This window comes from Nocardia sp. NPDC003183 (assembly GCF_053590715.1).
Genome location: NZ_JBSFTG010000006.1, coordinates 92,828 through 113,128, shown reverse-complemented (window position 1 = coordinate 113,128; position 20,301 = coordinate 92,828). Strand labels below are relative to the sequence as shown.

Annotated in this window: 24 protein-coding genes; 10 read left to right on the top strand and 14 right to left on the bottom strand. The window is 66.8% G+C overall.

Annotated elements, in window-relative coordinates; all coding sequences use genetic code 11:
- The first annotated feature begins 8 nt into the window (after positions 1-8).
- The gene (narI, locus tag ACWDXS_RS20260) at positions 9-740 is read left to right on the top strand and encodes a respiratory nitrate reductase subunit gamma (protein ID WP_387445881.1); all 732 of its coding nucleotides are present in this window, start codon (positions 9-11) and stop codon (positions 738-740) included.
- A 1-nt stretch (position 741) separates the two neighbouring features.
- On the opposite strand, the gene ACWDXS_RS20255 is transcribed toward narI, so the two are convergent.
- Complete coding sequence (locus ACWDXS_RS20255; RefSeq protein ID WP_449967695.1) at positions 742-1,272, bottom strand: AMIN-like domain-containing (lipo)protein; 531 nt, start codon at positions 1,270-1,272, stop codon at positions 742-744.
- A gap of 139 nt (positions 1,273-1,411) precedes the next feature.
- Here ACWDXS_RS20255 and ACWDXS_RS20250 point away from each other — a divergent pair, with 139 nt between their 5' ends.
- A complete protein-coding gene (locus tag ACWDXS_RS20250; protein WP_449967692.1) occupies positions 1,412-2,386 on the top strand; it encodes a dipeptidase in 975 nt (324 codons plus the stop codon).
- Between the two features lie 71 nt (positions 2,387-2,457).
- Here ACWDXS_RS20250 and ACWDXS_RS20245 read toward each other — a convergent pair whose 3' ends face one another.
- From ACWDXS_RS20245 to ACWDXS_RS20235, 3 genes are all read right to left on the bottom strand, one after another.
- Positions 2,458-3,486: an NADP-dependent oxidoreductase gene (locus ACWDXS_RS20245; protein ID WP_449967689.1), complete on the bottom strand. Its 1,029-nt coding sequence runs from the start codon at positions 3,484-3,486 to the stop codon at positions 2,458-2,460.
- A gap of 136 nt (positions 3,487-3,622) precedes the next feature.
- Positions 3,623-4,327 carry a YczE/YyaS/YitT family protein gene (locus tag ACWDXS_RS20240; protein WP_449967686.1) on the bottom strand — a complete coding sequence of 235 codons (705 nt, stop codon included), beginning with the start codon at positions 4,325-4,327 and terminating at the stop codon, positions 3,623-3,625.
- A gap of 31 nt (positions 4,328-4,358) precedes the next feature.
- Positions 4,359-6,113 (bottom strand): adenine deaminase C-terminal domain-containing protein, encoded by a 1,755-nt coding sequence (locus ACWDXS_RS20235; protein WP_449967683.1) that lies wholly within the window; start codon positions 6,111-6,113, stop codon positions 4,359-4,361.
- 120 nt (positions 6,114-6,233) lie between these two features.
- Here ACWDXS_RS20235 and ACWDXS_RS20230 point away from each other — a divergent pair, with 120 nt between their 5' ends.
- Positions 6,234-7,136 carry a LysR family transcriptional regulator gene (locus ACWDXS_RS20230; protein ID WP_449967680.1) on the top strand — a complete coding sequence of 301 codons (903 nt, stop codon included), beginning with the start codon at positions 6,234-6,236 and terminating at the stop codon, positions 7,134-7,136.
- On the opposite strand, the gene ACWDXS_RS20225 is transcribed toward ACWDXS_RS20230, so the two are convergent.
- Together ACWDXS_RS20225 and ACWDXS_RS20220 are read right to left on the bottom strand one after the other, a co-directional pair.
- A complete protein-coding gene (locus tag ACWDXS_RS20225) occupies positions 7,133-8,164 on the bottom strand; it encodes an AraC family transcriptional regulator ligand-binding domain-containing protein (protein ID WP_449967677.1) in 1,032 nt (343 codons plus the stop codon). The genes ACWDXS_RS20230 and ACWDXS_RS20225 overlap by 4 nt on opposite strands.
- Before the next feature lie 52 nt (positions 8,165-8,216).
- Positions 8,217-8,546, bottom strand: coding sequence for a rhodanese-like domain-containing protein (locus ACWDXS_RS20220; RefSeq protein ID WP_379315331.1), 330 nt, complete (start codon positions 8,544-8,546; stop codon positions 8,217-8,219).
- 90 nt (positions 8,547-8,636) lie between these two features.
- Between ACWDXS_RS20220 and ACWDXS_RS20215 the strand changes: the two genes are divergently transcribed.
- The 4 genes from ACWDXS_RS20215 to ACWDXS_RS20200 all read left to right on the top strand — a co-directional run bounded on the left by ACWDXS_RS20215 (position 8,637) and on the right by ACWDXS_RS20200 (position 12,070).
- Positions 8,637-9,110, top strand: a complete 474-nt coding sequence (locus ACWDXS_RS20215) for a MarR family winged helix-turn-helix transcriptional regulator (protein ID WP_378991156.1) — start codon at positions 8,637-8,639, stop codon at positions 9,108-9,110.
- Positions 9,111-9,190: 80 nt separating this feature from the next.
- Complete coding sequence (gene lpdA / locus ACWDXS_RS20210; protein WP_378991155.1) at positions 9,191-10,594, top strand: dihydrolipoyl dehydrogenase; 1,404 nt, start codon at positions 9,191-9,193, stop codon at positions 10,592-10,594.
- Positions 10,595-10,821: 227 nt separating this feature from the next.
- Complete coding sequence (locus ACWDXS_RS20205) at positions 10,822-11,322, top strand: L,D-transpeptidase (RefSeq protein WP_378991153.1); 501 nt, start codon at positions 10,822-10,824, stop codon at positions 11,320-11,322.
- Positions 11,323-11,374: 52 nt separating this feature from the next.
- A complete protein-coding gene (locus ACWDXS_RS20200) occupies positions 11,375-12,070 on the top strand; it encodes a polysaccharide deacetylase family protein (RefSeq protein WP_449967671.1) in 696 nt (231 codons plus the stop codon).
- Here ACWDXS_RS20200 and ACWDXS_RS20195 read toward each other — a convergent pair.
- Positions 12,031-12,480, bottom strand: coding sequence for a winged helix-turn-helix transcriptional regulator (locus ACWDXS_RS20195; RefSeq protein ID WP_378991150.1), 450 nt, complete (start codon positions 12,478-12,480; stop codon positions 12,031-12,033). The two genes, ACWDXS_RS20200 and ACWDXS_RS20195, sit on opposite strands and share 40 nt — an antisense overlap.
- An 85-nt stretch (positions 12,481-12,565) precedes the next feature.
- Between ACWDXS_RS20195 and ACWDXS_RS20190 the strand changes: the two genes are divergently transcribed.
- Entirely contained in the window at positions 12,566-13,405 is an 840-nt protein-coding gene (locus ACWDXS_RS20190; protein WP_449967668.1) for an NmrA family NAD(P)-binding protein, read from the top strand.
- Positions 13,406-13,575: 170 nt separating this feature from the next.
- The gene (locus tag ACWDXS_RS20185) at positions 13,576-13,899 is read left to right on the top strand and encodes a DoxX family protein (RefSeq protein ID WP_378991245.1); all 324 of its coding nucleotides are present in this window, start codon (positions 13,576-13,578) and stop codon (positions 13,897-13,899) included.
- Here ACWDXS_RS20185 and ACWDXS_RS20180 read toward each other — a convergent pair whose 3' ends face one another.
- Positions 13,900-14,277, bottom strand: a complete 378-nt coding sequence (locus ACWDXS_RS20180; RefSeq protein WP_378991148.1) for a VOC family protein — start codon at positions 14,275-14,277, stop codon at positions 13,900-13,902.
- 92 nt (positions 14,278-14,369) lie between these two features.
- Entirely contained in the window at positions 14,370-14,915 is a 546-nt protein-coding gene (locus tag ACWDXS_RS20175; protein WP_387445601.1) for a carboxymuconolactone decarboxylase family protein, read from the bottom strand.
- A gap of 202 nt (positions 14,916-15,117) precedes the next feature.
- Here ACWDXS_RS20175 and ACWDXS_RS20170 point away from each other — a divergent pair, with 202 nt between their 5' ends.
- On the top strand, positions 15,118-15,999 hold the full coding sequence (locus ACWDXS_RS20170) for an NERD domain-containing protein (protein ID WP_449967664.1): 882 nt from the start codon (positions 15,118-15,120) through the stop codon (positions 15,997-15,999).
- Here ACWDXS_RS20170 and ACWDXS_RS20165 read toward each other — a convergent pair whose 3' ends face one another.
- The 5 genes from ACWDXS_RS20165 to urtB are packed head-to-tail and all read right to left on the bottom strand — an operon-like array spanning position 16,000 to position 20,260.
- Positions 16,000-16,749: a GntR family transcriptional regulator gene (locus ACWDXS_RS20165; protein ID WP_449967661.1), complete on the bottom strand. Its 750-nt coding sequence runs from the start codon at positions 16,747-16,749 to the stop codon at positions 16,000-16,002.
- A 14-nt stretch (positions 16,750-16,763) separates the two neighbouring features.
- Complete coding sequence (urtE, locus tag ACWDXS_RS20160) at positions 16,764-17,456, bottom strand: urea ABC transporter ATP-binding subunit UrtE (protein WP_056814706.1); 693 nt, start codon at positions 17,454-17,456, stop codon at positions 16,764-16,766.
- A complete protein-coding gene (gene urtD / locus ACWDXS_RS20155; protein WP_387445604.1) occupies positions 17,449-18,252 on the bottom strand; it encodes an urea ABC transporter ATP-binding protein UrtD in 804 nt (267 codons plus the stop codon). Before urtD ends, urtE begins: the two co-directional genes overlap by 8 nt.
- Positions 18,249-19,379 (bottom strand): urea ABC transporter permease subunit UrtC, encoded by a 1,131-nt coding sequence (urtC, locus tag ACWDXS_RS20150; RefSeq protein WP_378991140.1) that lies wholly within the window; start codon positions 19,377-19,379, stop codon positions 18,249-18,251. Before urtC ends, urtD begins: the two co-directional genes overlap by 4 nt.
- A complete protein-coding gene (gene urtB / locus ACWDXS_RS20145; RefSeq protein WP_266293973.1) occupies positions 19,376-20,260 on the bottom strand; it encodes an urea ABC transporter permease subunit UrtB in 885 nt (294 codons plus the stop codon). The genes urtC and urtB overlap by 4 nt, the downstream gene beginning before the upstream one ends.
- Positions 20,261-20,301: the final 41 nt, after the last annotated feature.

Below are 20,301 nucleotides of genomic sequence, written 5' to 3'. Positions count from 1 at the left end.
CCAACGAGGTGTCGGCGGGCGAGATCTACTGGGACATCGTCCCCTATGTGAGTCTGGCGATCCTGATCGTGGGCACCTGGTGGCGCTACCGGTACGACAAATTCGGCTGGACCACCCGGTCTTCCCAGCTGTACGAGTCCACGCTGCTTCGCATCGGCAGTCCGCTGTTCCACTACGGGATGATGGTGGTGATCGTCGGCCACATCATCGGGCTGGTCATCCCGGAATCCTGGACCGACGCCATCGGCGTGAGCCAGCACGTCTATCACATCCAAGCGATCGTGCTCGGCAGTATCGCGGGGGTCGCCACCCTCACCGGCATCGTGTTGCTGATCTATCGTCGCCGCCGCAACGGCCCGGTTTTCACCGCGACCACGCTCAACGACAAGCTCATGTACCTGGTCCTGGTCTGCGCGTTGATCACCGGGCTGGCGACCACCCTGCTGGGTTCCGGCGCCGTCGGTCCCGAGCACAACTACCGGGAGACGGTGTCGCCGTGGTTCCGTTCCATCTGGATCCTGCGGCCGCGCGGCGACCTGATGGCCGAGGCGCCGCTGTCGTTCCACATCCATGTGACGATCGCGTTGATCTTGTTCGCGATCTGGCCGTTCACCCGGCTCGTGCACGCCTTCAGCGCACCGTTGAGCTACTTCTACCGCCCTTACATCGTGTACCGCTCCCGGGCGACCGCCAAGCCTGATGAGCTGATCGGCTCGCGCCCGGAGCGGCAGGGGTGGTGAGTCACCAGGAGTGGGCGACGTCGACGACCACGCGGGTCGGGTTGTCGAAGGTGCTCACGCGGAAGGGGAGGCGGGCGCGGACGCCGAGGCCGAAGGTGGTCCGGCCTTCGAAGGAGCCGGCGAACGCGACTTGGCGGAAGGTCGGATAGCCGCTCGTCGAGAGCAGGTCGGTGCGGTTCGAGGGGTTGTAGGTGCTGTTGCCCGCGTCGTCGTAGGCGGGGGCGAAGACCGCGATCTGGAGGAACCCGCCGCCACGGAGGGGGACGGTCGCGCCGGAGCCGTCCTGGGTGACGGTGCCGACGTACCCGACGAGGTAACCGGCGGCGGGGCCGGACAGGTCGATGACGAGTCGGTCGAAGCACTCGTGGCGGCCCGCGCGCACATCGGCGACGGTGGCGGTGGAGTAGTTCGGCGACGTCTTGTCCTGTGAACCCCAGGTGAGTCCGCAGTCGGACGGAGCAGCGGCCGCGGGCAGCGTCGAGAGGCCGACGCAGGCGGTGAGTGTGGCGAACAGGACGAGGAAGCGACGCATGTCGCACCGCCTTTGATCTGGGGCCTTCGGGCTAGCGGAGCAGTACCGATTTATCGAACGGATCAGGCATCGCGTTAGCGTCGGTCCGGTGTCGAGTGCGCGGCGAAACGTAGGATCGCAGGTCACGAGTCAACCGGAGGTGGATGTGTTCCTGTGGGAGCAGCACTGCTGTCTGCCGTTGCGGCACACGGCGCGGGTCGCCGAGCTGGCTCGGTATCCGTTGGGGTCGTATCTTTCGGTGAACGTGGGGTATTCGGCGCAGACCAAGGACGATTCGCTGGCGCTGCTGCACCGGTTCCGCGACGACGCGGCGGCGGATCCGCGGTTGCGGCTGGTGGATCGGGTCGGCGATATCGGCGCGCCGGAGGTGATCTCGCTGGCGTTCGATCTGGAGGATTCCGGGCCGCTCGACGGCGATCTCGACAATGTGGAGCTGTTCTACGACCTCGGCGTGCGTTCGCTGCTGCCCACCTACAACCATGCGAACGCGGCGGGTTGCGGTTGTCTCGACACCGAGGACACCGGGCTCACCGGGTACGGAAAAGACTTGGTGCGCAAGCTCAACGAGGTAGGGATGTTCGCCGACGGCTCGCACTGCTCGCGCCGCACCGGGCTCGACATCGCCACGCACACCAGCGTCCCGATGATCTACAGTCACTCCAATTTCGCCGCGCTGTGGGAGCATCCGCGCAACATCAGCGATGAGCAGGCGCGAGCGTGTGCCGCCACGGGCGGGGTGATCGGCGTGAACGGCGTCGGCATCTTCCTCGGCCGCAACGAGCCTGCCGCCCGTGCCGAGCGGGTCACGGCGGTCGCCGATCACATCAGGTACGGCGTCGATCTGGTCGGGATCGACCACATCGGGATCGGGTCGGACTATTCGTTCGACGGCCAGGAGTTCAACGACGAGATCCGCGACAACCCCGGTGCGTTCTCCGAGTCCTACACGAAATGGGGCCCACTCCAGTGGACTCCGCCCGAGGACCTGTTCGGCGAATCCGAGGTGCCGGGCCTGGACGAGCTCCTCGCCGCGCGCGGGTTCACGCCCACCGAGCGTGCGGCGATCTTCGGCGGCAACTTCGCCCGGGCAGCGAGCCACGTCTGGCGGGCGTGACCTGTGCCGAAGCCGGTTGATCGACCCCGCCGGACCGTGTTCGGTGCGCGGCGGGGCGTTCCGGGTCTCGCTCAGGCGAGGCGGACGAGCATCTTGCCGGTGTTGGCGCCGGTGAGGACGCCGAGGAACGCGGCGGGGGCCTGGTCGAGGTCCTCGTAGACGGTTTCGGTGGTGGTGAGGGTGCCGTCGGCGAGCCAGCCCGCGGCCTTGGCGATGTACTCGCCGAAGATCGGGAAGTAGCTGGTCACCAGCATGCCGCGCAGTGTGGCCTCCTTCGTCGCCGCGAGGTAGAGGTCCGGGGTCTGCTGGGCGGTGGCGCCGTTGTAGCCGCTGATCGCGCCGACCAGGGCGACCCGGCCGTGCTGGTTGAGCGCCTCGATGGCGACCTTCAGGTGTTCGCCGCCGACGCTGTCGAGGTAGACGTCGACGCCATCAGGTGCGGCGGCGGTGAGCTGACCGCCGAGATCACCGGCGCGGTAGTCGATCGCCGCGTCGAAACCGAACTCCTCGAGCAGCTTTCGGGCCTTGACGGGACCACCGGCCGAACCGATCACCCGCTTCGCGCCGAGCGCCTTGGCGATCTGGCCCGCGACGCTGCCCACCGCGCCCGCCGCGGCCGAGATGAACACGGTGTCGCCGGGCTTCACCTGGGCGACATCAGTGAGTGCGGCGTAGGCGGTCAGCCCCGTGGTGCCGAGCACGCTCAGGAAGTGCTGCGGCGCGGCGAGTTCCGGGTCGATCGGGGTGACGGTCGCGGCGTCGACGACGGCGTGTTCGCGCCAGCCCGCGAAGTGCGAGACCGTCGCGCCGACCGCGATATCGGCCGAGCGGGAGGCGATCACCTCGCCGACGGCTGAACCGTCGAGGGCCGCACCGAGTTCGAACGGCGGGATGTAGGAAGCCTTGTCGTCCATCCGGCCGCGCATGTACGGGTCGACCGACATCCAGGTGTTGCGGACCAGGATCTGGCCTTCGCCCAGCTCCGGCAGTTCCCGTTCGACGAGGGCGAAGTCGCCGGCGACCGGTGCGCCGTTCGGGCGGGCGGCGAGGTGGATCTCGCGGGTGCGGGTGGGCAGTGCGCGGGTGGCCGTATTCGACATGATCGAGCCTTCTTTCGAGGTCAGCCGGTGTTTCTTGCCGGTGATGACTACGTTATGGCGGCCGAGTTCACCTTCCCAGGTCCGCGCACGCCACCGCCCGGTCCGTTCACGACAGACCGGGCGGTGGTGGTTACTCCTAGTCGACGACGGGCGTCGGCACCAGCGTGGCCGAGCGCTTGCGCGCCACGAACTTCTCGTAGAGGAAGAAGTACCCCTTCACGTACTGCCCCACGAGGATCGCGTTGACGATCGTGCCCTCGCGAATGAAATGCGGTGCGCCGAGGAACAGCAGGCCGATGCCCGCCGACAGCGCCAGCAGCGTGCAGTCGAACACCGTCTTGATGTTGCCCCACTTCCGTCCGGTCTTCTGCTGGATCGTGTTCACGAACAGATCGATCGGCATCAGGATCAGGTTCGCCCGGATCATCATGAACAGGCCCAAGGCCAGCATCGCGTCGGCGAAGACCAGCAGTACGACGTCGGCCGCGTACGGCTCGAGCTGGATCCACTCGGTGAGCCACAGGTTCACGTCGAGCAGCACCGCCAGGACCAGCGCCGGAATCATCGAGAGCAGGTAGCCGGCCTTGAATGCCTTCGGTCTGACCAGGAAGGTCAGGCCCAGCATGATGACCTCGAGGATGAGGTTGTAGTTGCCCTGGCTCAGCGGCGTGAACACCAGCGTCATCGTGCGGGTGAGGCTGCTCTGCGGGGAGATGCCGATCCCGGCCCTGATGGCGAGGCTGAGGCCGAGCGTGAGGATATAGATTCCGGCGACGTAGGTGATCCAGCGGCGGGCCTTGTTTCCGTTGTCGATGACTGCCGCGTCGTTGTCGTGTTGCATAGCGGTGGATCCCTTGCTCTGGTAGCCGAGGCTATTTCATGAAGCCGAAGCGGTCGAGCGAGATGAACAGGGTGAGTAGCTTGTTGACGACCGGCTCACCTTCGTTGTGGTTGCCCAGCTTCGCCAGTGCGTCGTCGATCGAGCGGGTCGCTTCGACGAGCTCGGCGAGGTCCATATCGGCCATCACTCCGTAGAAGTCGAGCGGCAGAACGGCTTTCACCTGCGCATCCTCGGTCACGACGCAGCCGCCGACCAGACCGTCCAGGTGCCGGAGGTTCTCGCGCATCTCGGTACTGTCGCTGCCGACGACCACGAAGTAGGCCGCCGGAGCCGGCCAGAAGGTCGAGACCGCGCCGCGGTCGAGCGAAACGCCGGTGAACAGCGCGTTGACTATGTGGCGCTGCCCGTCGGCATAGCGCTGCACGACCGAGATCCGGTTGAGGCGAACGCCTTCGAGCTCGGGGACGACGACACCGTCGCGCACCGGGACCCAGACCTCCTGCGCGAACTTGAGATGCCCGCGTCCGTACACGTCGAAAAGCAGTACTTTCGCCCGCGTGCCGTCCTCGGAGATCTCGATCGGGGTGAGCTCGAGCTGCTCGGCGCGCAGGTCGGCGAGGCCGGGCCGGGGCTGCTTGGTCAGGACCGAGTAGTCGATGCCGACCGGTTCGAGCAGGCGACGGTCCTTGGCGACGAGCTTGCCGCCCTTGAACACATAGCGGGGGTTGATCGTGGAGAGGCTGTCGGTGAGCACGATGTCGGCGAATCGTCCCGGGCTCAGCGAACCGAGGTCGCGGTCCTTGTGGAACGAGCGCGCGGTGTACAGCGTGCCCATCTTGATCGCCTGGATCGGCGGCATGCCCATCTCGACGGCCAGCGAGATGACCCAGTCGATATGGCCTTGCCGCAGCACCCGATCCACCGAGATATTGTCGGCGCACAGCTGGAAGTTCTCGGCGGGCCAACGGCGTTTCACGATGGCGCGCAGCATCGTTCGAATGACCTCGGGACTGCCGACACCGAATTTGATCTGGGTATTGAGCCCGTAGCGGATGCTCTTCTCGATATCGTCTTCGTTCCAGACGTCGTGGTTGTTGTCGACGCCGATGGCGGGCATGTAATTCAGCAGCATGTCCGACAGTGAGGTGACGCCCCAGTGGCAGTTCACGAATCCCGCGTTCGCGCGTCCGAGCGCGGACTTGCGGAAATCGTCGGCGTTGCCGGTCATATAGGACAGGTGGGCCAGTTCGCCGAGGCCGATCACCGGATCCATCGCCAGCATCGCCTCGGTGACCTCGGGTGAGGTCTTCTTTCCCGGTGCGAAGGCATAGAGCCGGTACGGCAGCTTCTCGTGGTCGGCGAACAGCGCGCGGGCGGCATCGATCGCATTGTCGCCTGCGGCACTGGCGAAATCGAGCGTTTCCCCGAAAACGGTGGTCGTTCCGCTCGGCACGATCGCCTCACCGAATGCCGCCGGATGCGCGAGCTGGGATTCGAAGTGCAGGTGCGCGTCGATCAGGCCGGGAATCGCGTAAAGGCCCTCGCCGTCGAAGGATTCGCGGTATCGCACGATCGATTCGTCGGGATTCAGCGCGATGATGCGCTCACCGTGGATCAAGAGCGAACCGGGGTAAACGGATTCGGTGTGCACATCGAGGATATGCAGATTGCGCAGCAGCAGGTCGGCTTCTTGCTCCCCCTCCAAGATGCCGAAGATTGTCCGTACGTGGTCGTCTTGGGTGGCGACCTCGGTGGTCGAATTCTGCTGGGCCATGGTGGTCCTCACTTCGAAATTCACTGTTGCTTGCCTGTATTGATTGGACGCGACAAACACCGTTGCCCACAAGCATGCGTTTTCGCACGAGGTGTACTAAATTTTCGTACAGTTCCGAGGAGGAGGTGCGCAATGCTCCATTCGCGTTTGCTGCAGTACATCGACGAGGTGGCGCGTCTGGGGTCCATCCGCGCGGCCGGTGCCCGCCTGCACGTGGCGCCCTCGGCGATCAACCGCCAGATCCTGCTGTTCGAGGCCGAACTCGACCAGCCGCTGTTCGAGCGCCTGCCCCGCGGCATGCGCCTGACCCCGGCGGGTGAGGCGCTGCTCGCGCACATCCGGCAGACGCTGCGGCAATACCGGGAAACCGTGGCCGATATCCGCGATCTGCGTGCCCTCGGCAGCGGTGAGGTCGTGATCGCCACGATGACCGGCCTGGCCAGCAGCGTCGTCGCCACCGCCGCGGCGACGTTTCGTACCCGTCATCCGCAGGTCAGGATATCGATCCGCACCATGTCGACCCTCGATATCGTGCAGGCGGTCGAGAACAGCGAGGCCGACCTCGGTCTCGGTTTCAATATTCCGTCTTCCACGCGGCTCGAGACCTACTGGCGGATCAACACCCGGCTCGGAGTCGTTGTCTCCCCGCGTCATCCGCTGGCGGCCATGGACACGGTCCCGCTCGCGCAGTGCACGCCGTTTCCGCTGATCTTCGCCGATCGCTCGATGGTGATCCACGGCATCGTCGCCGAGGCTTTCGCGAAAGCCGATCTCGATATCCAGCCCGCGTTTCACACCAACTCGATCGAGACCATGAAACGGCTCGCGACGTCCGGTGAGGCCATCGCCTTCCTCAGCGAATTCGACATCGCCGAGGAAATGCGCGACGGTCGTCTGGCCTTCCGGTCGGTCCGCGACGCCTTCAGCGACAACGTCATCTCCCTCGTGCGACGGGAGAAACACGGTCACGGCCTGGCCAGTCTGCTGCTCGCCGACGAGATCGTGGGAGCGCTACGGCCCGGTGAGCGCGACTAGCGGGTCGCGGTGGGCGAGGTGCCGGTCCAGCGGTGGAAGGCCTTGCGCAGTGCCCGGTCGTCGGTGAACGCGAGGCGGCCCGCGACGGTGGCGGTGCTGTGTCCCTGGTCCAGCAGGGTTTTCGCCCGTTCGTGACGGAGCAGGTCGAGTTCGTCGCGCCAGGACGTGCCGTGTTCGGCGAGGTGACGTTGCAGGGTGCGCTGGCTCATGGCGAGGCTTTTCGCGACCCGGGGCAGGGCTGGATCGCCCGCGTCCAGAGCCGCGCCGAGGGCGCTGCGAAAGGCGTCGAGGGGATCGGCGATCGGGCGGGCGGAGGCCAGGACCAGGTCGGCGTGGCTGCGCATCAAGTCGGCCAGCATCGGGTCCGCGCGGGTGTACGGTGCGTTGGCGTCGTCGGCGTGGAAGGTGATCGCGTCCGATTCGGCGTCGAATTCGATATCGGCGGTACCGAATACGGCGACCAGTCCGGAGTGTTCGGCCGGGGCGGCGTGACCGAAGCTCACCCGGGTGGGCACGAGCGGTCGGCCGGTCGCTTCGCGCGCCCGGCGCAAGTAGTAGGCGAGCACGTACTCGTTGACCACCGAGGCCACCGCCGGATCGCTGGCCGACGTCCGGTAGCCGATGGTGAGATCCCCGTCGCCGGACAGGTCGAAACCCTCGGTGGCAGCGGTGACCAGGCGGTGGTACGGCTGGGCCGCGCGCAGCGAATCCACGAGTGTCGCACCGGTTGTCACCAGATAGTCCCAGGTGTTCAGTGCGCCGAGTGGTGCGGCGGCGGCGATCGCGGCCCCTGATCCGGCGCCGGGCCGGGCGTGGGCGATCAATTCCCACAATCGCAGCAGTGAACCCATCGGGATTCGATTGAGCTCGCCGCGCAGAGTCGCCTCGTCGATGCCGGCCACGCGGGCCAGCTGCTCCTCGGCGACCGCCGCCTCCCTGGCCGCCTGAACGAGCAGCCGGACGAGGTGGGTGGACGCGGTGCCATCGAGCCGGCTACCGATGCCTTCCGCCGACGCACCACCGCTCACCGGACCGACAGTACTGGGCGCGGTAGTGAGCGGTGGCGGGCCGACGTTGTGCTCAGGCCGAGGTTTCGATGGTCAGGCCCGCGTCGGACCAGTCCTGGATCCCCTCGCGGTACTTGCGAATGTTGGTGTAGCCCAGTGCTTCCAGCTTCATCGCGACGGCCTCGCTGTTGCCGCACGCCGCGTTCGAGCAGTAGGTCACGATGGCGGCGTCCCGGTCGGGGAGCAGCCCGGCGGCGCGGTTGGCGACCTCGTCGGCGGTCAGGTTCAGCGCACCTGGCAGGTGGGCTTTCGCGTAGTACTCGGGGCCTAGGGCATCGAGCACGATCACGCTGTTCGCCGCTATTTCCGCGGCCAGTTCGTCGCGGGTGATGAGTGCGGTCATGGCGTTCACCTCATGTCGTTCGAAAGAATTTATGTGCGTGCACACGCTACTAGTTGTGTGCGCACGCACGCAAGTGGTTAAGGTGAGGTGGTGCCGAACGAACAGTCGTCCCGTCGTCCCGCGGTAGCCGCGTGGGCCGCGCTGCTGCAAGTGCACGCCGCCCTCGTTCCCGAGCTCGACGCCGAACTGCGCAAAGCCGCCGGACTCCCGCTGACCTGGTACGACGTCCTGCTCGAACTGGACGCCGCCGGACCGATGCGGATGAGCGACCTGGGTGAGAAGGTCGTCCTCAGTCGCACCAGGGTGAGTCGCCTTGTCGCGGAACTGGAGTCGAACGGCCTCCTGCGCCGCGAGCACAACCCCGACGACGGCCGATCCGCGATCGTCGCGATCACCGAGCTCGGCAGGCAGCGGTTCCGCGAGGCCGCACCGCACTACCTCGACGGCATCGAACGCCGGCTCGGCGCCCACGCGGACCCCGGCGAACTCGAGGCCCTCGCCGCCACCTTGCGCAAAGTGCTCGGCGCCACCGATCTGGCCGCGCCGCGTCCGCGTCGACGGTGACCGGCGGCCGGTCGGGGCACATCTCACCTATGTGGGGGACGGGTGGGTGAACTCCTCGAAACAGAGTTAGGCTCGGTGACGTGACTTCCCACTACGATGTCGTCGTTCTCGGCGCTGGTCCCGGCGGATATGTCGCCGCGATCCGTGCCGCTCAACTCGGCCTGCGAACAGCGATTGTCGAGCAGAAATACTGGGGTGGCGTGTGCCTGAACGTGGGCTGCATCCCGTCCAAGGCACTGCTGCGCAACGCCGAGCTGGCCCATATCTTCCAGAAGGAAGCCAAGACCTTCGGTATCTCCGGTGAGGTCAGCTTCGACTTCGGTGCCGCCTTCGATCGCAGCCGCAAGGTGGCCGACGGCCGGGTCAAGGGCGTGCACTTCCTGATGAAGAAGAACAAGATCGACGAGTTCGACGGCCTCGGTACCTTCACCGGCCCGAACTCGATCGACGTGGCCCTCACCAAGGGCGGCGCCGAGACGCTCACGTTCGACAACGTCATCATCGCCACCGGCACCACCACCAAGCTGCTGCCGGGCACCCAGCTCTCCGAGAACGTGGTCACCTACGAGGAGCAGATCCTCACCCGTGATCTACCCGGCTCGATCCTGATCGTCGGGGCGGGCGCGATCGGCATGGAGTTCGCCTACGTCCTCAAGAACTACGGCGTCGACGTGCGGATCGTGGAGTTCCTCGACCGCGCGCTGCCCAACGAGGACGCCGACGTCTCCAAAGAGATCACCAAGCAGTACAAGAAGCTCGGCATCACCATCAGCACCGGTGCGGCAGTGCAGTCGATCGACGACGACGGCTCCAAGGTCACCGTCCAGATCAAGGACAACAAGTCCGGCGCGATCGAGACCGTCACGGTCGACAAGGTGCTGCAGGCCGTCGGCTTCGCGCCGCGGGTGGAGGGCTACGGCCTGGAGACCACCGGCGTCGCGCTCACCGACCGTGGCGCCATCGAGATCGACGACTACATGCGCACCAATGTGGGGCACATCTACGCGATCGGCGACGTCACCGCCAAGCTGCAGCTGGCCCACGTGGCGGAGGCGCAGGGCGTGGTCGCGGCCGAGACCATCGGCGGCGCCGAGACGATGACCCTGGGCGACTACCGGATGATGCCGCGCGCCACCTTCTGCCAGCCGCAGGTCGCCAGCTTCGGTCTCACCGAGCAGCAGGCCCGCGACGAGGGCTACGACGTGAAGGTCGCGAACTTCCCGTTCCAGGCCAACGGCAAGGCCCACGGCCTCGGCGACCCGACCGGCTTCGTGAAGCTGATCGCCGACAGCGCGCACGGCGAGCTCCTCGGCGGCCACCTGATCGGGCCCGACGTGTCCGAGCTGCTGCCGGAACTCACCCTCGCCCAGAAATGGGATCTCACCGTCAACGAGGTGGCCCGCAATGTGCACACCCACCCGACGCTGAGCGAAGCGGTGCAGGAAGCGATCCACGGCCTCGCGGGGCACATGATCAACTTCTGAGATAACAGCTGAAACGGCCGGGTGCGCGATCGCGTGCCCGGCCTTTTGGTTTCTATTCGGTCTTTTTCCGGGCGTTGATTTGGTGAATCGGGGTCTTTACCACGATGATCGACAACACCTCCAGGTATCTGTTCCACGCTCGTGTTCGACATGTTTGCGTTCCATGAGATGGTCCCCTCACCCGGGTTGACTCGCGGTGGCGGGCACGGTTGAGAGGTTACGACTCGATGAGCAAGCGCATTCTCGGTTGGACAGCACGATTCGCGGCGGTCGTCGCGGTCGCTGTGGCCGGACTCGGCACGGTGACACCGGCCGTCGCTGAACCTCTTTTCCCCGGTGGCCCGGACGTTCCCGGTGTTCCCGCCATCGTTCCCACCGCATCGCCGTGCCCGGTCGTCGAAGCCAGGGCATGCATGCGGTTGTCGACGAACGAGGCGTGGCTGGTCGACAACGGCCGGGTGATCTTCGGACCCACGCCGATCTCGCACGGCATGGCCGGGTTCGAAACGCCGCCCGCGGTGACCAAGATTTCCTTCAAGCGGGAATTCCACTGGAGCACGATGCACAATGCGCCGATGCGCTGGGCCACGTTCTTCAACGGCGACATGGCATTCCACGTGGGTCCGGTCGATTCGAAATCACACGGTTGTGTGCGCATGACCGAAGACGGCGCCCACCGTTTCTTCGACTACCTGAACCCCGGCGACATCACCCAGGTCATCGCGTAGGTACCCGGACAACTCACCGGGCTGATCCGGCCCGGTGAGTTACCGTCGGTCCATGCGTCGGTGGTTGGTGGGCGGGGTTGTCGGCATCGTCGTGGTTTCGGCGGTGCCGGCCGGTCTGTATGTGTTGGCGAATTCGCGGACCTATCAGGTGGCGGGGCGGCTGGTCGATCGGGTGGAGACCGACGAGAAGGTCGTCGCGTTGACCTTCGACGACGGACCCACCGCGCGGACGCCGGACGTGTTGCGGACGCTGGGGGAATTACAGGTTCCCGCGACCTTCTACCTGGTCGGCGAGGACCTGGCCGCGCATCCCGAATACGGTGCGGCGATCGTGGGCGCGGGTCACGAGATCGGGAATCACTCCTATTCGCACCGGCGCATGGTGCTGGTTTCCGGCGACACCGTGCGCGAGGAGATCGAGCGGACCGACGCCGAGATCCGTCGTGCCGGGTATCCGGGGCCGATCAGCTTCCGCCCGCCGTACGGCAAGAAACTGTGGACGCTGCCGCACTACCTCGCCGACCACGATCGCACCTCGGTGACCTGGGATGTGGAGCCCGATTCCGCGGGGGGCGCGTCACGGGAGGCCATCGTGGGCGACACCCTCGCCGAGACGCGACCGGGATCGATCATCCTGCTGCATGTCATGTACGGGCCCGAATCTCTTGCCGCGGTGCCGGAGATCGTGCACGGATTGCGCGCGCAGGGCTACCGATTCGTCACGGTCTCGGAGCTGCTCGCGCGCTGAGCCGATCCTTGGTCGATGCCGTCTGCGCGGTGGTAGGTGTCCTGCGCCGCGCGGACGGTGTCCATGTTCGATTCCACGACGACGATCAGCGACTTCAGCTGGTTCGCGACCGCCGTGCCCAGTTCCGTGAGCCTGTATTCGACGCGGGGTGGGATCGCTTCGAGCACCTCGCGATGGACCATGCCGTCGCGTTCCAGCGCCTGCAGGGTTTGCGAGAGCATGCGCTCGCTCACGCCGTCGACCCGGCGGCGCAGGGCGCTGAACCGGACCGGACCGTCGAGCAGCGCGACCAGGGCGAGCACCCCCCACCGTCCGGTGATGTTCTGCAGGACGGGGCGGGAATGGCAATTGCGCGCGAAGACGTCGGCTTCCAGCGTGGGGTCGTGGTCCTCGTGGGTCGTCTCGGGCATGCCTCCATCGTACCCACTTGACGCAAGTGCCCACTGAAGGCATAGTGCTTACTAATAGTTAGTACTTGTACCGATGGAGGCAGCAATGACCGTGGCAGTGACAGCAGCAGGCGGAAAGCTCGGCCGGTTGGTCATGGAGGCTCTGCTCGCCGCAGGGGAGCGACCGGTCGCGATCGTGCGCGATCCGAGCAAGGTGGCCGACCTCGCCGCGCGCGGCGCGCAAGTGCGGCAGGCGTCCTACGACGATCCGGCGGCACTCGACGCCGCCCTGGCCGGTGTGGACCGGGTGCTGCTGATCTCGGGCAACGAGTTCGGCAAGCGAGTAGCCCAGCACACCACTGTGCTTCGCGCCGCCGAGCGCGCCGGGGTCGAACTGCTGGCCTACACCAGCATTCCGCGCGCCGACCGCAATCCGATGCTGCTGGCCGCCGAGCATCGCGGCACCGAAGAGGTGCTGGCGAGCGCCGCCGTGCCGACGGTGCTGCTGCGCAACAGCTGGTACTGGGAGAACTACGCCGGAGCCGTCGCGAACGCGGCCCAGTCCGGTGTCCTGCACGGCGCGATGGCCCAGGGTCGTGTCTCCGGCGCCGCACGCGCCGACTACGCCGAGGCGGCCGCGCGCGTGCTGACCGGCGAGGGCCACGAGGGCCGCGTCTACGAACTGGGCGGTGACGAGGCGCTGACCGGCGCCGACCTGGCGGCCGCGGCCACCGAGGCGAAGGGCTCCCCGATCCGTTACGCGGACCTCGCCAAGGACGACTACGCGGCAGCCCTGCGCGCGGCGGGTCTCGAGGAGCAGTACGCCGCCGTCCTCGCCGACGCCGACGCCGGCATCGGCGAGGGCCTGCTGGAGGTGACCACCGGCGATCTGACCAAGCTCCTCGGCCGCCCGGCGACCTCGGCGTCCACGGTCTTCGCGCAGTAGTCGCCGCCCCGATGGCGACGGCACAGGGGTAGCTCACCGGGCGCGGGCCCGGTGGGCGACCACCGCCCTGGTTCGGCCGGAGTACCCGGCGAAGCGGTACCGTCGGGGTTGTGGCTGATCAAAATCCCCGTCGACGTTCGCACTCCTGGCTGAGTGGATTGCTGTTCGTCATGGGCACCCTGCACTTCGTAGCGCCCAAGCCGTTCGACAAGATCGTGCCGCCGCAGCTGCCCGGCAACCCGCGGACCTATACGTACGGGTCCGGGGTTGCCGAGCTGGGTGTGGCGACCGCGCTTGCGGTGCCGCGCACCCGGCGGCTCGGCGGGTGGCTGGCCGCGGCGCTGTTCATCGGCGTCTTCCCGGCCAATATCCAGATGACGGTGGATGTGGTCGGTAATCCGAAGGCGCCCAAGGCTTTCAAGGCAGGCGTGCTGGCGCGGCTGCCGTTGCAGATCCCGATGATCGTGGCCGCGCTGCGCGTCGCTCGCCGCTGATCACACCCATTGCACGAGCTGGATGACGATCCCGTTGGGGTCGGTCATCTGGAAGTACCGCTCGCCCCACTCCTCGGTTTCGATGGGCGTCTCGATCGGGACGCCCTCGGCCCGCAGGCGGTCGTATTCGCGGTCGATGTCGTCGACGACGAACACGACGAGCAGTCCCTCGCCCGCGCTGCCGGCGATACGGGCGGGCTTGAACGAGCCGAGGCCGGTGCGCAGGTAGATCACGTCCATGCCCGCATCGGCCCGCGTCACATTGACGAACCCGTCGGCGGCCATCTTCTCGGTGAAGCCGAGGTGCTCGATCAGGAACTGGGCAGAGGTCTGGGGGTCGGCGACATTGAGCGAGAGAGCGGAAGCGCTGATCTGCATGGGGTCTCCTCGGTAGCGGTGAACTCCGTACGTTGTACGCCTTTACTGTGGGAGACTCCGCGCCGTCTCGCTATATGACCTGGGTCACACGGTCAGAACGTGTCACGCTCGATCCGCAAGGTCGTGATGGTCGACGCCAGACCCTCGTACTGATTGACCAGCAGCACGATCTCGATCAGCGTCCGCTCGTCGTAGTGCTCGGCCAGCGCGTTCCACGCCGCATCGTCCACGTTCCGGGTGTTCACCAGCTGATCGGCGACATTCAGCAGCGCCCGCTGCCGCGGAGTCCAGCCCTGGGCCTCGGGACCTGCGGCAACCCGCTCGATCTCGACTGGCGACAGCCCCGCCTTGCGGCCCAATCGACGATGATGGTCGGCCTCGTAGTCGCATTCGCGCAGCTGAGCGACGCGCAGGATCACCAGCTCGGCCTCGGCGCGCGCCAACCTGCCACCCGGCATGAGCTTGCCGGAGAAATGCAGCCAGCCGCGAAAGAGCCCGCCGGTGCGCCCGAGGGTGCTGAACAGATGCGCGTCCTCGGTGCCCGACGCGCGGGAAAGTACTTGCCAGACAACCCAGTTGATCGGCCCGAGTTCACCGAACCGTCCCGGCGAAACGCGTGGTAGGGGCGCTGAATCCATCTCTGATCCACCTGTCTTCTCGAACATCGTCGGCCAGGATCGGAGCGTACTCGCCGGTATCCGCTCGAGGGGCCACTCCTGTATTCGTGCCGGTTTTCTTTGGTTTCCAGTGGTTTTCGGAACAGTTGCGCGTCATGATCGGTGGGTACCGCAGCGCGCAGCGGCGGTGTGAGGTCGCAGCACTGGTAGGGGAACATCGCACATGCTGGTTCGGATCAGACCGGGTGCCGAGCTCACCGGCGCCGAGCGTGAGCTCGTGGACTGCCTGCGCGCCTATCCGAGTACGGGGCTCGCACTGGTCGACTGCCGGGTGGGTGACCGGCGGCTCGGCGCGGTGATCGTGACGCCGCGCGGGATCACGGTGCTCGAAGTGAAGGGTTTCCGGCGACGGCAGAGCGGGCTGCTCACCGCCGCCGCCGACGGCACCTGGATGATCAGCGACAGTCCGCTGGATTTAGAAGCCGACACGTCGAACGGTCTCACCGACCGGGTCGAACACGGGGTGCACGCGGTGCGGGTCGCGCTGGAGCAGGCGTTGCAGGACAGCAGACACGTCTCCGGCGCGGTGGTGCTCGTGCCGTATCGGGGCGTGGTGGTGCGGCCGGCGCGCACCGCGCTGCGGCCGGGTCTGGACGTACTGGTCGCGAACAGCGTCGATGCGCACGAGCTGCGGGTGTACCTGGAAGGGTTCTCGGCGGGGCCGCGCGAATGGACGGTCGAGCGCGTGCTCACCACCTGTACGGCGCTCGGTGTGGTCGAGGCGCCATCGCGTGCCGAACTGGTCGAGGAGGGCTTCGACACCCATCGACCCGCGCCGACTCCGGTGGCGCGGCAGGTGCGCGTATTCAGCGAGCCCGCCCCGCCGCCGGATCCGTCGCGGCGGGGAAAGCTCGTCGGCATCGGACTGTTCGCCGCCGCGGTGCTCGGCATCTTCGTGGTCTTCGTGGTCGTCGGCGTGGCGCTGATCCAGGATTCGCCGCATCCGCGCCCGATGTCGGATACGTCGCAGACCTCGACTACCCGTGCGCCCACGTCGGCGACTCCGCGCAAGACCGAGTGCTGGCCGTTCCAGACGGACTGCTGATCAATCCCGCACGGCGCGACCGAGTTTGGTGAAGGCGATCGCCTGCTCGGCGCGCACCCGGACGTGCGCGCGGGAGGAGTCGATGTGGGCGGTGAGGGTGTGCAGGGCCTGTTCGCCGTCCCCGGCGAGCACCTGCTCGGCGATGGTGATGTGATCGGCTGTCATGGCCGCCACCCGCTCGGCGGTCGGCACATCCATCGTGCGCACCGGGCGAACCCGCAGGTAGACGGCGGCCAGTGCCTCGGCGAGGGCGGAATTGCCCGCCGCTCTGAGCAGCTCGGTGTGGAACCGCTCGTCGGCGGCGACCAGGTCGGGCCCGGGTTCCGGTGGGGTGTCGCGGTATTCGAGCCAACGGGCCAGCTCGGCGCGCACGGTGGGTAGGTCGTGCTCGGACGGGATGTGCACCTGGACGGAGCCACCCGCGGCGATACGCTGAAAACCACGGGATTCCAGCACGATTCGCAGTTCGTAGAGCTCGTCGAGTTCGTTCAGGCGTGGCCGGTACAGGTAGAGACCGTCGGGATGTCGCTGCACGAGCCCGTCGGCCTGGAGCCGGGCCAGCGCCTCGCGCACCGGGGTGCGCGAGACGCCGTAGCGCTGGGCCAGCCGTTCGGCGCGCAGCCGTTCGGTCGGCGCCAGTTCCCCGGTGGCGAGGTCGTGGCGGAGTTCGTCGTAGACGCGCGCGGCCAGCGGCACCCGCCGCCCGCCGCCGGCGGGACGCGCGTCCTCGCCCGATCCCCTCCCGGCCATGTGCGCCGCTGCGATCAGATCGCCATCGCCGCGCGGACCGCGGATTCCGCACCTGCCCCGCCTGCCCCGGTCGAACCGAGATGCCCCGAGTGCAGCACGTAGTACTGTTGCGCGGCTTGCAGTGCGAAGCCGATGTGCTGCTCCACCAGCAGCACGCTCAAACCGCCGCGCTGCGTCAATTCGATGATGGTGCGCTCGATTTCGGCGACCACCGACGGCTGGATGCCCTCGGTGGGTTCGTCGAGGATGAGCAGCTTCGGCTCGGTGATCAGTGCCCGGGCGATGGCCAGCTGCTGACGTTGCCCGCCCGAGAGCAGGCCCGCCTTGCGGGTGAGCAGGTCCTTCAACGCGGGGAAAAGATCGAGGGATTCGTCGATCAGCGCCTTGCCGCGTTTGCGCCCGTCCGCGACCACCTGCAGGTTCTCGGCGGTGGTCAGCTGCCCGAAGCTCTGCTGGCCCTGCGGCACATAACCGATGCCGCGCTTGACCCGTTGCGAGGGCGAGAGTTTCGTGATCTTCTCGCCGTCGAAGGTGATGGTGCCCGATTTGGTGGGCAGCAGCCCCACCGCCGCGCGCAGCAGCGTGGTCTTGCCCGCGCCGTTGTGGCCCATGATCGCGACGACGCTGTCGTCGGGCACGGTCATGCTGACACCGTGGATGACCTCGGTGCGCCCGTATCCGGAACGGATGTCGTGTAGTTCAAGCATCGGCCGACTCCTTGTCTGTCGCAACCAGAGTCGCGGTGCCCAGATAGACCTCTTGCACTTTCGGATCGGCCTGCACCTGTTCGACGCTGCCCTCGCTGAGGACCTTGCCGCCCGCGAGCACGGTGACCGAGGTGGCGAAGGACCGCATGAAGTCCATGTCGTGCTCGACGACGATCACCACGCGATCACTGCCGATGCGGCGCAACAGGTTTCCGGTCTCCTCGCGCTCCTCGGCGCTCATGCCCGCGACCGGCTCGTCGAGCAGCAGCACCGAGGCGTTCTGCACCAGCAGCATGCCGATCTCGAGCCACTGCTTCTGTCCGTGCGCGAGCACCCCGGCGGGCTTGTCCCGCAGCGCGGTGAGACCCGTTGTCTCCAGGGCCTGTTCGATGCTCGGCAGCACCGACTTGCGCATGCGCAGCAGCGACAGTGCCGAACGCCCGGCACCCGCCGCGATATCCAGGTTCTGCAACACGGTGAGTTGCTCGAACACACTGGCCGTCTGGAAGGTGCGCCCGATGCCGAGGCGCGCGATCTGGTGCACCTTCTTGCCGAGGAGTTCGGTGCCCGACTTCTGCGCCGAACCGGTCGCCGGGACGAGGCCGGTGATGGCATCGATCAGCGTGGTCTTGCCCGCGCCGTTCGGTCCGATCAGGAATCGCAGGTCGCCTTGCAACACCGTGAGGTCGACATCGGTGACGGCTTTGAAGCCGTCGAAACTGACAGTGAGACCACGGATTTCGAGGTAGTCGCTGTCCATGCCCGCGTTGCCGCCGGCTTTGGGTTCGAGTGTCATCGCGCTTGCACCTTCTCCTCGGTGACGACGGCGGCGGGTTCTTCCGGTGCGGGCGGCAGCTTCTTGCGGCTGTCGAGCCAGCCCTTGAACATCGGCCACAGCCCGGCCAGACCGGCGGGGATGAACCCGACGACCACGATGAACAGCACGCCCTGCATGTAGGTCCAGCCCGACGGGAACGACTCCGACAGCGAGGTCTGCGCCCAGGCGACGCCGATCGCACCGAGGATCGGTCCGAGCAGGGTGGTGCGGCCACCGATGGCGACACCGATGAGGAAGGCGATCGACGGGATGACGCCGATGTCGGCGGGCGAGATGATGCCGACGATCGGAGTGAACAGCGCACCGGCGATACCGGCGAGGAACGCCGCCACCACATAGGCGACGATTTTGATATTGGCCGGGTCGTAGCCGAGGAAACGCACGCGCTCCTCGGCATCGCGCACCGCCACCAGCAGTTCGCCGTAGCGGCTGCGGTTGAGCTGGCGGATCAGCGCCACCACCACCAGCAGCGTGCCCGACGCGATGAAGAACAGCATCTGCCGGTTGGCCGGGTCCGACAGCCGGAACCCGAAGAAGGAGCGGAAGTCCGACAGTCCGGTGAAGCCGCCGATGGCCTGCTGACCGGTGAGCAGGATCGCCAGCGCCGCGGCCAGTGCCTGGCTCAGGATGGCGAAGTAGGCGCCGCGCACCCGGCGCTTGAACACGCCGTACCCGAGCACCGCCGCGACCAGCGCGGGCAGCACCAGGATGCCGAGAATCGCCACCGGCGCGGAACTGAACGGCTGCCAGAATCCCGGCAGTTCGCTGATGCCGGAGATCTCCATGAATTCCGGGACGTCGTTGCCGAGGCGGGCGGCGTCGGCGAGCTGCATGTGCATGGCCATGATGTAGGCGCCGATGCCGAAGAACACGCCCTGGCCCAGGGTGAGCATTCCGCCTCGGCCCCACGCCAATCCGATACCGGCCGCCACGATGGCGAAGCAGAGGAACTTGGCCAGAAGGTTCAGGCGGAAATCGCTCAGAACCGCAGGGGCGACGGCGAACAGCAGGATCGCCGCGACGCCGAAGCCGAGTAGTGGTGTGAGCCGCGGGTATTCGCGGAGACGTTCGGTGAGTGCGGTCATGCCAGGCTCCTCGTCCGCACGGTGAACAGGCCCTGCGGGCGGACCTGCAGGAAGATGACGATCAGCACGAACACGATCACCTTCGCGATGGACGCGGTGGTGGAGTATTCGATGAACGAGTTGAGCAGCCCGAGCGCGAACGCCGCGATCACCGTGCCCTTGATCTGGCCGAGGCCGCCGATCACGACCACCAGGAACGCGTCGATCAGATAGCTCTGGCCGATGGTGGGGCTCGTCGAACCGATCAGGGTGAGCGCCACACCGGCGACGCCGGCCAGTCCGGAACCGATGAAGAACGTGCTGATATCGGTGAATCTGCTGGAGATGCCGCTGGTTTCGGCCAGTCCACGGTTCTGCACGACGGCGCGAATCCGTCGACCCATCGGGGTGGTCTTGAGCACGGCGGCCAGGGTGGTCACCGCGACGATCGCCAGCACCAGGATGAAGATGCGGGTCTTCGGCACGACCGCGCCCGCGATAGTGATGCCGCCACTGAGCCATTCGGGCACCAGCACGTTCTTGGCGGGGGCGCCGAAGATGTCACGCGCGGCCTGCTGGAGCACGAGTCCGACACCGAAGGTGACGAGCAGGGTGTCCAGCGGTCGGTCGTACATGTAGCGGATCAGGCCCATCTCCAGGGCGGCACCGAGCAGGCCGCCGATGAGGAAGCCCATCAGCAGGGACACGACCAGCGACACTCCGGCCGACGAGAAGACTTGCTGCACTACATAAGTGGTGTAGCAACCGGCCATGATGAATTCGCCGTGCGCCATATTGATGACGCCCATCTGACCGAACGTCAGGGAAAGGCCGAGCGCGGCGAGCAGAAGAATGGATCCCAGACTCAGCCCGGTGAAGAGCTGACTGATCAGCACGTCCATTGCAGTGGACTCCTTGGAGATGGGGCGATGTGGGACGCGCG